We start from the raw sequence: 11,469 nt of genomic DNA on the forward strand, positions 1-11,469 counted from the left end.
TTTACGATATTTATAGGGCTCTTCCAGAGTGACTATGCCGTCGTGTTAGTTAAAACAACGAAGGATTGGCAAGACTGGGATGATCATCTTAAGAGACTGGAACAACTCCATACTTCAGGTAACTATGACGGGGTTAAATACCAGGTAGTTTTTCGATTAGTTGATGCCGCCGATTGTGGCATTACTCAACAGCGGTAACGGGTGTTCATTGTTGGCATCATAAAAGAGTTAACTTTCCCTAAGTCTTTCCCGAAAAAAAACCTTTTATTGATAGCTTGTCGATTAGATTAAATTAAAATTCAAAAAAAATAGCCGTAGAAATAATATCCACAGGTGCGACCCTCAGGTCGCACCTGAGGTAAACAGAATTTTTTCCCTGTTCCCGTCTTGATCCCAAGCGCGAGTGGGGGGAACCACGGCAGACCGCGAGTGGCGCATGGGTTTGTGTGCGGAACCTGCGTCCGCACACAGACCCATGCGCTGCCTCCCCAAGACCGCACTGCCTCCCCTGTTCCCTTGCTGCATCGCTATTCCTTATTTCCTGTTACCTGCTCCGAAGTCCCTGCTCCCTAAAATACTAATCAAAGCTTTATGGCGTAAAGGATAAAGCAACTGACTTGAAGTTATACCGTTTATAGTTAGGGTTTTTGATAATAAAAAATTATCACATATATAAAAATTTATAAAGTGTTATGGAACTGACTTGAAGTTACACCGTTTATAGTTAGTATTTTTGATAATTTTTTTTTTATCATATATTTAATAGATTGTCAATATTTCTGGGTAATAATCTTGTTTTGGTTAAGCTTAACAATTTTTTAATATTTTAAATCCAGATCATTTCATTATCCTGTGATAGGATACTCTGGGTGCAGAAAATTCCGGTAAGCGCAATAAAAATTAACCCAAAATCTGATCCAGAGCAATAGCAAGGATTAGGCTCATATTAAGAAGTGATTTGTAGTACTATGGTAATTGTTTTAAATAGTGCTGATCAGACTGCATCTTTATTGATTATTGCGCTTACCCTGTGCAAAAAAGGTAAAACAAGAAAAAAAGTGATATCATGACCGAGATTAATCAAGGATCGTCAAAAACGGCTGAAGAATGGTGTGGCAATAGTACAGAAATGTCCTTGCACCAAGGCATCAAAATAAATTCGGTCTTAGATAAAGAAAGACTAGATTCACCAACTACAATCGATAGCCAGGCTCTGCGCGAAATTGATCAGGAATATCTATGTTGGGGGGATACTGTTCACTATCAAGAGCGACCGATCATTGTAACTGGTTGTAAGGGTGGATTGGTTTTCGACGATGAAGGCAAATCTTATATCGATACGGGAATGTGGCACTCAAGTTGTAACTTTGGGTATCGCAATCCAGAGATTGAATCAGAGGTTACTAAACAACTCCATACATTACCTCAAGCCAATGGCGACTTTCTACATCGTGAAAAATTATTAATCGCCAAACAAGTAGTAGATGCGATGTATGAAAGAACAGGTGTCAAAGGCCGAGTATCTTTTAATGTGGGCGGCGCACTTGTGGTGGAAGATGCCCTAAAGATTATTCGTAAAAACACCCGCAAGAATAAAGTAGCTGTGATGATGGGTGGTTATCATGGTCGCTCTCTTGGTACTCTCAACCTTTCGAGTAGTCATCGATATCGACAGTATTTTAATGAGTTCTCAGAACGGGCAGTTATGTTTCCGTTTGCTAACTGCGCTCAGTGTTTCTATGAAAAGGAACGGGAAACCTGTGACTTATACTGCGAGAGCATGATTCGGAAGGCATTCTCCAACGAATTTTATGGCATCGCAAGTGAGACCAGTTCAGAAGTCGGTGCGATAGTTGTAGAACCTTGTCAAGGACGAGGCTACACCATCCCACCCAGGGATTTCTTTAAAGGGTTTATCAGTGAGTTACGACAAAAGCACGGACTTCTTGTCTTTGATGACGAAATTCAAGTTGGGATGTACCGTACTGGTAAATTATTTGCCTTCGAACATTTTGGGTTTGTGCCAGATATTATTACGTTGAGCAAATCCTTCACCAATGGTTTGAGTCCAGTTAGCTTAGTCTGGGCGCGAGAAGACCTAGTAGCACCAGACTTTTTCACTCCTGGACACGCTCACAGCAATTTTGCTAACCATCCTCTCGGAACTGCTGCTGCTTTAGCAACATGGCGTTATATGCTGGCACAAGACTACGAAAGATCAGTACCAGCAAAAGGTTTGTACTTTTTGAGCAAACTAAAAGAACTCCAAGCCCGTCATTCCTGTGTCTATAGCGTAGATGGACTCGGACTTATACTTAACATGGTTTTTGCTGATGAAAAGGGTATACCTTACAAAGGGTCTGCCAAACTAGCAGCAAGCATTGCTCAGGATAATGATTTTATTTGGAAAGACCAGAGTTGGCGCATGATTCTCCAAACCGGAGGATACGACCTGAACGTTTTGAAATTTGCTCCTTATCTTGATATCAGCTACGAGGAAATTGATTGCACTATTGGTGTTTTAGATCAAGTCCTACACAAACTTGATATCCTATTATGTCCAACCCCTGAAACCGCAGGAGCTATTTAATGAGAGCAGCAGTTTTATCCAAAGCCAATCAAGTAGACATTCGCGATTTTCCTGAGCCTAGCAAGACTCAAGATAATGAAGTCATTGCTAAGGTAGAATTTGTGGGAGTCTGTAAAACAGACCAGCAACTAACCGCAGCAGGCTTAGATAAAGATTGTATTCTTGGTCATGAAGTAGTCTGTAGCCTGCCTAATCAAAAAGGTCATTTTGCCCTCAATAATGAGATTTCCTGTGGAAAATGTAGTTATTGTTTAGAGGGATTAACTAGTCATTGCATCAATCTCCAAGAACTTGGAGTAAATGAACATGGAGGGTATGCTGAGCAAATTTGTGCTCCTATAAATTCCCTACATCCTTTTGAATTCTCCAATCCATCTTTAGGGGTGCTCATTGAGCCTTTAAGTTGTGCAGTAAGGGGAGTAAAACGGATTCTAGCTGGTGTTAATATATTAGCTACTTCACGCCCTAAAGTCCTGGTGATTGGGGGGGGTATTTCAGGTACTCTAATTACCTACCTCCTAAATCATTCCCCCAACTTCAAGGGAGAAATTAAAGTTTACGATATCACCAAAGAGCCGCTCCCTTGGCTAAACAAATTGGGAATTGAACGGATCGAAGTTCCAGAACCAAACCAGGCACATGTGGTGGTGGAATGTTCCGGTTCACCAGGGGGTCTGGCTACAGCACTAGATCTTGTTCGTAAAGGCGGTTTAGTCTGTATCTATGGTGTTCCTAAACAAGGAATTTCTTTACCGATTTCTCCCCATGAGTTATTTATGCGAGAGATTGCGGTAGTGACGTCTTTTGCTGGCGCTACCGACGAAACCATTGCGGCGGCGATCGCATCCATCAAGGGCGACGAGGCATTCTTTGAACAACTGTTGGGTCGGTTTATCCCTCTCGAGAAGCTTCCTATAGAATTGACTAATTGGAGTCCACAGCCTGGAACCCGAACTGTTGTAGATCTCGACGCTTGAGGAAGATTCTGATGCAGGATGTAGCTGTGATCTTTGATATGGATGGTTTACTAATTGATAGTGAGCCGTTTTGGTCTAAGGTAGAAATCGAAGTCTTCAATGACCTTGGCATTCCCATGAACGAGGAGATGTCTTCTCAAACAATGGGTTTGCGAAACGATGAGGTGGTCAAGTATTGGTATGCTCGATTTCCTTGGACTGGTATGAGCCAAGCTGAGGTATGTCGAACAATGATTGCTCGGATGAGTGACCTATTGATGACCATGGGACAACCGATGCCAGGTGCAATTGAAACCGTAAACTTGTGTCGGGAATTAAACTTACCCCTAGCCCTAGCCACGTCATCTCCCATCGGTCTAATTGATACAGTACTCAAACGGCTCGATTTAAAGGATGCCTTTGATGTGATTACATCAGCAGAAGCCGAGGAATTTGGTAAACCCCATCCAGCAGTATATCTCACCGCTAGCCGTCGTCTGGGTATAGAACCAACCAAGTGTGTTGCCTTAGAGGATTCGGTTCGTGGCGTGATTAGTGCCAAAGCTGCCAGCATGGCATGTATTGCAGTTCCAGCACCAGAAAATCTAGAGGATGAACGTTTTGCGATCGCAGATGTCACCCTTGAATCCCTAGAACAAATCACTGAGCCTTGGCTGAAAAAGTTTTTAGCTCATGATAGCTAGGCTCAACCTAGGCTAAACATGTAGCTTAAACTAGCAGAGCACTAAAGGTTAGTTTCGTAGGGTGCGTTAGGGGAGCCCTAATTTTCCGCCTCGTAGCCAGGGTTAGGTTGCTGCCCGTAACGCACCACAGGGTCAAACAGCTTTAATGAGTTGCTAGTGGTGCTTTAGGGGGGCCCTAATTTTCCGCCTCGTAGCCAGAGTTAGGACAGCCCGCTCGGAAATGAAACGGGCAAGATGCCCATTCCACCCAGATGCCCATTCCACCCAGATGCCCATTCCACCCAGATGCCCATTCCACCCAGATGCCCATTCCACCCAGATGCCCATTCCACCCAGATGCCCATTCCACCCAGATGCCCATTCCACCCACAGAGTCAAACAGCTTTAATGAGATGCACCCACAGTAAACAACATTGGAGCAAAATATTATGACAACCATGCAGGCTGCGGTCTGGTATGGTCCAGGACGTGAGAACTTTCGCTTAGAAAAAATAGACCGACCATTACCTAGCGCAGGGGAAGTATTGATAAAGGTTCAGAAGTGTTTCTTTTGTGCGATGCACGCACGGGCGGTATTAGTGGGACACGCCAAACATAATCCTCCAGTCATTTTTGGTAGGATGCTGGCAGGAGATGTTGTTGCTGTAGGGGAGAGTGTTACCAAAGTCAAGCCAGGGATGCGCGTTACCGTCAACCCAGAAAAACCCTGTGGAGAGTGTTTTTACTGTCAGCGAGGAGCATTAGGCCATTGCCTCAACCCAACTAAGTTACAACCCGGTGGCATGGCTGAGTTTGTATGCGTTCCGGCTTCCCTGGCTAGCGGTATCGTTGAGCTGCCTTCATCAATTCCCTATGAGTTTGCTGCCTTTACAGAAACACTAGCCTGTATCCTTCAGGGTATTGACTTATCTAATATTGGTTTGTCCGATTGCGTGGTAATTATTGGTGATGGCGGTGTCGGACTGACCTTCCTTCAGCTAGCGAGCTTGAGAGGTGCTACCAAAATTATTCTAGCTGGCAAACATGATGATTCTCTGGAACAGGCATCAGCTTTGGGGGCTGATTGTACCGTTAATGTTACCCGAGAGTCTCTCAAAGAGATAGTGATGGCTCAAACCGACGGTTATGGTGCTGATGTGGTTATTGAAGCCGTTGGCTCTGGGGAAACCTATGAACAGGCATTAACCCTGCTCAGGTGTGGCGGTACCGCAGTTGGGTTTGGTGGAACACCCCCGGGAACTGAGTTTCGGGGCAATCCTAATTTAATTCATTATCGTTCCCTCAAGATTTATGGTAGCTATCGATATACTCCAGAGCATTTTCGTCAGGCCATAGAACTAATTTGCACAAAGAAGATTGATCTAGAACCGATTATTACCAATACTATTCCCTTCTCAAAATTAACAACAGAAGCAGTTGATATCCACAATCAACCGGATTGCCGAGCCTTAGTGATTGATTTTTAAGAAGTTGATTAAGGTAAGCTATCAGCTATCAGCTGACGGCTGAATGCTGACGGCTGAATGCTTACTGATTAAGGTATAATTAACTTAAAACGTTGATAGCATTTTTTTATTTGTAATTTTGAATTACTTATGATATTAGCAGGTGACTTAGGGGCAACAAATTGCCGATTAGCGATATTTGACGAGAACCTCTCTGTAGTCCAAAAAAGCACTTATAAGTGCAAAGACTATCACAGTTTTGAGGAGCTGGTAGGGGCTTTCGTTGAAAGCTGTGACCATCCCATTAAAATTGCTTGTTTCGGCTTACCTGGTCCAATCAAGGAAGGTGTGTGTAAATTGACTAATTTACCCTGGGATAAAGTAGAAGCAGCTAAATTAGTTTCAGTTATAGGTGTTCCGGTTAACTTGCTCAACGATGTAGAAGCCAATGCTTATGGCATAGAAACCCTAAAAGATGATCAGTTAGTCACTCTTAATGTCGGCACTAAAATACCAGGGGGCAATCGAGCAGTAGTATCACCTGGTACTGGCTTAGGAGAAGCAGCAACCGTTGAGGTGAAAGGTCGAGTTCATGCGATCGCATCTGAAGGTGGAAGTACTGACTTTGCTCCTTTGGATGAGCTTCAAGTTGGACTAATGCGTTATGTTCAGCAAGAATACAAACGGGTGAGCTACGAGATTCTTGTAGGAGGTCCTGGCTTGGTTCGTATGTATAATTATTTGCGGGATAGCGGACATGGAAACACCCCTGAATGGTTAGCAGAAGAAATGAGCAAAGGAGAGCCAGCCGCAGCGATTAGTAATGCAGCTCTGGCCAATAAATGTCCCCTTTGTGTGCAAGCTTTAGAGATGTTTGTCTCAATCTTGGCATCTGAAGCCGCAAATGCTGCCCTTAAGTTTTTCGCAACTGGGGGTGTTTATATCGGTGGAGGGATTCCCCCTCGCATTCTCGATAAGCTGCGTGAACCTCTGTTTATGGAAAATTTTATTAATAAGGATAAGATGGTGGATTTGCTGAAGTCTATTCCTATATATGTGATTCTTAATGACCAGGCCGCTTTGCAGGGTGCTGCTTGGTATGCTCGCAGAAGTCTCTCTGAAACATAACTAATCCTAATTTATTAATACGTAAGTCAGCTATCAGCTATCAGCCGTGAGCCATTGGCTCACGCTACTTGAGGTGCTTAAAATAAACCTCACCTCAAGTAGCGTGCGCCGTTCGCGTAGCGTGGGCAAAGGGTAAAATTTAAAGGTGCGCTTGACCTTGGCGAATTAAATTAGCCACGGGTCGCACCTAATAGTTCGAGATTAATTAGAATTGAAAGTCTGGGGAAAAATATATCAAAGCATATGCTGATAGCTGATAGCTTATAGCTTACAAACGCTCTACTCTCGGAGAGGCATTTCATTACAAACAGTTTAGAGAGAATTGTGGGTATAGTTTCTAAATATATTCCCTTAATTAACACTATTCATACCTTAGCCAAAACTATAGCGACTGAGTTTGCTGCTTTAGATCAAGTTATCGCTGTAGCATTAGCCGGTTCTCAAAGCCAACAGGTTTCCGACGAGAGATCAGACTACGATTTTTATGTCTATGTCAAGGAAGATATCCCTGTAGAAATTCGAGCTGCGATCGCAAAACCATTTGCAGAGCGCATAGAAATTAACAATCAATTTTGGGAAACAGGTGATGAGTGGATTGATCTCAAATCTGGATTTGGTGTGGATGTGATGTATCGTACCCCCCAATGGATTGAAGAACAGCTTTCACGTATCCTCGTCAACCATCAAGCTTCCATTGGATATTCTACCTGCTTTTGGTGGAATATCCTAACCTCTGTCTGTTTGTATGATGCTGATGGTTGGTTTAAACAGCTACAACAAAAGGTAAACCAGCCCTATCCTGAACCCCTCAAACAAGCCATTATTGCTAAAAACTATCCAATCTTGAGGCAAACTATTTCTGCTTATACTCATCAGTTACAATTGGCAATCTATCGCCAAGATGATATCAGTGTCATCCATCGAACTACTGCCTTGTTAGAAAGTTATTTTGATATTATTTTTGCTATCAATTCTGTTCCTCATCCAGGGGAAAAACGAATCCTAGAACAAGTAATAAATCTATGTTCCAAAGTTCCAGATGGGATAGAAAAAGAAATTTATAACATTACAAATTCCTTGTCTTCACCTCCAACTCTAATTGCTCATATTAATCGTCTTATTGATGGTTTAGAACAGTTACTTATAGTCGAAGGTTACATCAAACAAAGGGATTGAGCAAAGTAGCGCCGTCATGAAATAAAAACTATTATAGCAGTTCTCAATCGATTGAGAACTGCTATACCAATTACCAATTACCGACTAATATAGCGCTACGCGCAAGTCAGCAAGGTTCTTGCGTCAGAAGTCAAAAGTAAGCTATGACTAAGTTTCGGAGTTTATGAATGTTAAACATCTGAATGCGTAGTGCTATATCATGTCAGGAGAATTACCCTTAATAAAAATCTCCCCCATCTCCCCATCTCCCCATCTCCCCATCTCCCCTTAATTATGGGTATTCAACCAGACTTGATATAACTAGTTGTAGCATCCATAACGGCCAATGGTATTAGCTGTTTTCTTCCTTAATAGTTGGCTTATCAGCACCTTTGCCAGTTTTTGCTAGATAAATTCCCTCCATAATCACAGCAAAACCTAGTAAGTTAAGAATACTTAAGTTTTCTGAAAATAGAATCCAGGCCAGAATAGCAGCAACTAGTGGATCGAGAAGCAATACTAAGGAAACAAAGCCTGAAGAAAAGTGCTTGAGGCTGTATACTACTAAACCATGTCCCACAGCTTCGCAGACAAGAGCTAGGGAAATCACTGCTAACCATCCTGACCAAGAAATCGGGAAAATTTGATCACTGAATATCAGAACCACTGGGATCATAAAAAGTGTTCCCAAAGCACAGCGCCAAATCAGGATTCCTTCTACAGAAAACTTGGTTCGCAGTTGTTCTAATAGTAAAAAGTTGACTGCATAAAATACAGAAGATGCTAAGGCAGCACTATCACCGATAAAGTTATTGGGCGACTTTAGAAAATCCTCTATTTGTAAAGTAGTTGCCCCTAACAAGGCAAGTGCCAGACCAATGAGAAATCTACGGTCAAAACGCTGCTTAAATAATAACCATCCTCCTAGAGTAGCGAAAAATGGTGTTAGAGCTCCTAGTACATTACCATTAGCAACGCTAGTCTTAGTTAAAGACCAAGTCCATAGAAATCGACCACCCAGATGAGAGATCGCTACGCCTACCAAAAGTAAGATATCGACAATTTTGTAACCTGACTGTGGTTCAGAGTTCTTCTGGGATGTTTGAGTACGTACTTGGCTGAATCCATTCCACAAACCAAAGACTAGAGTAGCTATCCAAAGACGATTGAATACTGTGGCATTAGCACTTATTTCTTGAAGAGAAAACCTGATTAAGATGGCTGTTATAGATAAAGCAAGTAAGGCAATTACTAATAATAGTATTGGTAGTAATTCTGATGTTTGCTCTCTATTGTATTCTGTTACTATCGCTTTCATTTTTTGGTGTTAGATGCTGACTAAAAATACCGTAATTTGTAAGTATTTAGCTATCATTTGATAGCTAAATTAAGGCAATCATTGGGTTGATCAACCTAGGAGAGTATAGACGTTAGAGTTAACGTCTATAGAGGAGAGGTTTTTTCCTCGTGGGTGATGCTGACGTTACTTGGGTCTTTTTGGTCTGTTATCTTACACTCATCATGAATAGCTGATTAGCTGATAGCTTAGTATAGTTTAGCTAAGCTATAACCTACTATTCTGCTCCAAATAAATAATAGTCTAATCATAAAGTATCCTGCTCACCAAATCAAAGGTAATCAGTATCAAATTTTTATATCACGTCTGGAGGATTAGTGATGATTAACAATATCGTAATTTTTATTATGGACAATTAAACGGATTTGATATAGTATCCTGTCCGATAGTATTGGCAATGTATCCCAGAGTTAGGCTTACTATTATTGCGATATGGCGATATAGCGTTCGCGAAGGGTCGGGCTTTGCCCGAATCGCACTATTATTGCGTTCCCGTAGCGGCTCTGAAGGAGCATCCCTTTGGGGTGATCGGGCGACCATCCCTAAAGCACGACGAGGCATTCTTTGAACAACTGTTGGGTCGGTTTATCCTCTGAACCTCAGTCGCGAGCCTTTGAGCCTAATCAGTGAATCCGATATCTGCTACACTCTACCGGATCTGGTATAATAGAGGATTATCAGTAACTACCCAAGTAATTTGGGATCATTTCCCATTCTCTTGTCTACCATTAAAGTGGCAACTAATCCAGAAAATTCCTAACTAAACGGGCAAGGGGTCTCCCGTTATAATCTTTGATAAGCGCGGGAGGGGAATTGCCCGACGGGGTATCTTGGTTCTCAACAGTACGCAAGTAGTACAATCACATTATGCTGTTAACTTACTGCTATCGAATCAAGCCTAGTGACGAACAGATAGCCATCATGGAGAGATGGCTTGAATTGTTGCGTCGTCACTGGAACTATGCTCTAGGGCAACGGCTTGACTGGCTCAAGCGGACTAGAACCCCGATTGACCGTTGCAGTCTTGTGAGTGAGCCGATTGGTGAAATTCCGGAACCTGTCAACTACTACACCCAGCAAGCCGCCCTTAAAGAAACTAAGCGGTGGTTCCCTGAGTACAAACAAATCTACACAGAAACTCAGCAGGTTAACCTACAACGGCTTAATAAAGCATGGGATAGATGGCGAAAACCTGATGTTAATGGTCAACGAGGGGGACGACCACGGTTTAAGAAAACTGGTGACTTGCGATCTTTTGTATTCCCACGGGTTAACAATTCCAGAGCGGGAGCACATCTAAAAGATGGAGTGCTTGAGCTGAGTCGGATTGGTGAGATACCTGTGGTAATGCACAGACCTATACCGGACGGTTTCACTCTCAAACAATGCACTATCGTTAAAAAAGCAGACGGTTGGTATTGTTGCATTTCAATGAAAGATGATACTGTCCCTGAGTTTCTTCCTGTAGATTCAGTTAAATCGTCTGTTGGTATTGATGTGGGTTTAGAAAAATTTTTAACCACATCAGATGGTGAGGCTATTGCAATTCCTCAGTTTTACCGAAAGGCTCAAGACAAGTTAGCAAAAGCCCAACGGGTTATGTCGCGTCGTGTTAAGGGTTCTAAAAACTGGGAAAAAGCTAAGAATCAAGTGGCTTTATTGCACCTTCATTTAACCCGTTGCCGAAAGGAATTTCATTATCAAGTTGCTCATTGGTTATGTAGTAATTACGACCTGATTGCTCATGAAGATTTAAACATCAAAGGACTTGCCAGAACAAAACTGGCCAAATCAATACATGATGCGGCGTGGGGGGCATTTATGGAAATTTTACAAGCAGTAGCGGTCAAACGCGGTTTGTTACTCCAGAAAGTTGACCCCCGTCGGACAAGTATTGAGTGCTTCAATTGTGGATCTAGGGCCCTTGAAAAGTTTAAGTGAGCGCGTTCATCATTGTTCCAGTTGTGGTGTTTCGATTGACCGTGACTGGAACAGTGGTATCAACATTTTGAATCGTGCGTTAATGGCGGTTGGACTGCCGCTGAATGGCTGTGGTAAATCGATACAAGATATTGAGGATCAGCAAGTCTCATTTGTAAATCTGAGAAGCCTACATCATAATCTTTGATTTGAT

Annotated in this window: 9 protein-coding genes and 2 pseudogenes; 8 read left to right on the plus strand and 3 right to left on the minus strand. The window is 42.5% G+C overall.

The window, feature by feature from the left end; genetic code table 11:
• The 4 genes and pseudogenes from F6K37_RS07685 to hxpB form a co-directional block, all read left to right on the plus strand.
• Nucleotides 1-198, plus strand: a pseudogene (locus F6K37_RS07685) (hypothetical protein); the annotation flags it as partial.
• A gap of 868 nt (nt 199-1,066) precedes the next feature.
• Nucleotides 1,067-2,590 carry an aspartate aminotransferase family protein gene (locus tag F6K37_RS07690; protein ID WP_083373510.1) on the plus strand — a complete coding sequence of 508 codons (1,524 nt, stop codon included), beginning with the start codon at nt 1,067-1,069 and terminating at the stop codon, nt 2,588-2,590.
• Nucleotides 2,590-3,567 (plus strand): zinc-dependent alcohol dehydrogenase, encoded by a 978-nt coding sequence (locus F6K37_RS07695; RefSeq protein WP_071102372.1) that lies wholly within the window; start codon nt 2,590-2,592, stop codon nt 3,565-3,567. Before F6K37_RS07690 ends, F6K37_RS07695 begins: the two co-directional genes overlap by 1 nt.
• 11 nt (nt 3,568-3,578) lie before the next feature.
• Nucleotides 3,579-4,250, plus strand: coding sequence for a hexitol phosphatase HxpB (gene hxpB / locus F6K37_RS07700; RefSeq protein WP_287249308.1), 672 nt, complete (start codon nt 3,579-3,581; stop codon nt 4,248-4,250).
• Nucleotides 4,251-4,425: 175 nt separating this feature from the next.
• Here the strand turns inward: hxpB and F6K37_RS07705 are convergent, their stop codons facing one another.
• On the minus strand, nt 4,426-4,611 hold the full coding sequence (locus F6K37_RS07705; RefSeq protein ID WP_271969539.1) for a hypothetical protein: 186 nt from the start codon (nt 4,609-4,611) through the stop codon (nt 4,426-4,428).
• A 67-nt stretch (nt 4,612-4,678) separates the two neighbouring features.
• On the opposite strand from F6K37_RS07705, the gene F6K37_RS07710 reads away from it, so the two are divergent.
• The 3 genes from F6K37_RS07710 to F6K37_RS07720 all read left to right on the plus strand — a co-directional run bounded on the left by F6K37_RS07710 (nt 4,679) and on the right by F6K37_RS07720 (nt 7,999).
• Nucleotides 4,679-5,716: a zinc-dependent alcohol dehydrogenase gene (locus F6K37_RS07710; protein ID WP_287249312.1), complete on the plus strand. Its 1,038-nt coding sequence runs from the start codon at nt 4,679-4,681 to the stop codon at nt 5,714-5,716.
• A gap of 129 nt (nt 5,717-5,845) precedes the next feature.
• Complete coding sequence (gene glk, locus F6K37_RS07715; protein WP_071102374.1) at nt 5,846-6,823, plus strand: glucokinase; 978 nt, start codon at nt 5,846-5,848, stop codon at nt 6,821-6,823.
• Between the two features lie 324 nt (nt 6,824-7,147).
• Nucleotides 7,148-7,999 carry a DUF4037 domain-containing protein gene (locus F6K37_RS07720; protein WP_229419738.1) on the plus strand — a complete coding sequence of 284 codons (852 nt, stop codon included), beginning with the start codon at nt 7,148-7,150 and terminating at the stop codon, nt 7,997-7,999.
• Between the two features lie 331 nt (nt 8,000-8,330).
• Here the strand turns inward: F6K37_RS07720 and F6K37_RS07725 are convergent, their stop codons facing one another.
• Both F6K37_RS07725 and F6K37_RS07730 read right to left on the minus strand, forming a co-directional pair.
• The gene (locus tag F6K37_RS07725; protein ID WP_071102375.1) at nt 8,331-9,296 is read right to left on the minus strand and encodes a DMT family transporter; all 966 of its coding nucleotides are present in this window, start codon (nt 9,294-9,296) and stop codon (nt 8,331-8,333) included.
• 384 nt (nt 9,297-9,680) lie between these two features.
• A complete protein-coding gene (locus F6K37_RS07730; RefSeq protein ID WP_143764251.1) occupies nt 9,681-9,896 on the minus strand; it encodes a hypothetical protein in 216 nt (71 codons plus the stop codon).
• Nucleotides 9,897-10,202: 306 nt separating this feature from the next.
• Between F6K37_RS07730 and F6K37_RS07735 the strand changes: the two are divergent.
• Nucleotides 10,203-11,463 (plus strand): annotated as a pseudogene (locus F6K37_RS07735) (RNA-guided endonuclease InsQ/TnpB family protein).
• The last annotated feature ends 6 nt before the right edge of the window (nt 11,464-11,469 follow it).

The organism is Moorena sp. SIO4E2 (genome assembly GCF_010671945.1).
Classification (GTDB): domain Bacteria; phylum Cyanobacteriota; class Cyanobacteriia; order Cyanobacteriales; family Coleofasciculaceae; genus Moorena; species Moorena producens.

What these genes read in the sequence shown, in the direction of transcription:
- F6K37_RS07705 (WP_271969539.1), bottom strand. Translation starts at nt 4,611, where the DNA reads ATGGGCATCTGGGTGGAATGGGCATCTGGGTGGAATGGGCATCTGGGT.
- F6K37_RS07695 (WP_071102372.1), top strand. Translation starts at nt 2,590, where the DNA reads ATGAGAGCAGCAGTTTTATCCAAAGCCAATCAAGTAGACATTCGCGAT.
- F6K37_RS07690 (WP_083373510.1), top strand. Translation starts at nt 1,067, where the DNA reads ATGACCGAGATTAATCAAGGATCGTCAAAAACGGCTGAAGAATGGTGT.
- glk (WP_071102374.1), top strand. Translation starts at nt 5,846, where the DNA reads ATGATATTAGCAGGTGACTTAGGGGCAACAAATTGCCGATTAGCGATA.
- F6K37_RS07725 (WP_071102375.1), bottom strand. Translation starts at nt 9,296, where the DNA reads ATGAAAGCGATAGTAACAGAATACAATAGAGAGCAAACATCAGAATTA.
- F6K37_RS07710 (WP_287249312.1), top strand. Translation starts at nt 4,679, where the DNA reads ATGACAACCATGCAGGCTGCGGTCTGGTATGGTCCAGGACGTGAGAAC.
- F6K37_RS07730 (WP_143764251.1), bottom strand. Translation starts at nt 9,896, where the DNA reads ATGCCTCGTCGTGCTTTAGGGATGGTCGCCCGATCACCCCAAAGGGAT.
- hxpB (WP_287249308.1), top strand. Translation starts at nt 3,579, where the DNA reads ATGCAGGATGTAGCTGTGATCTTTGATATGGATGGTTTACTAATTGAT.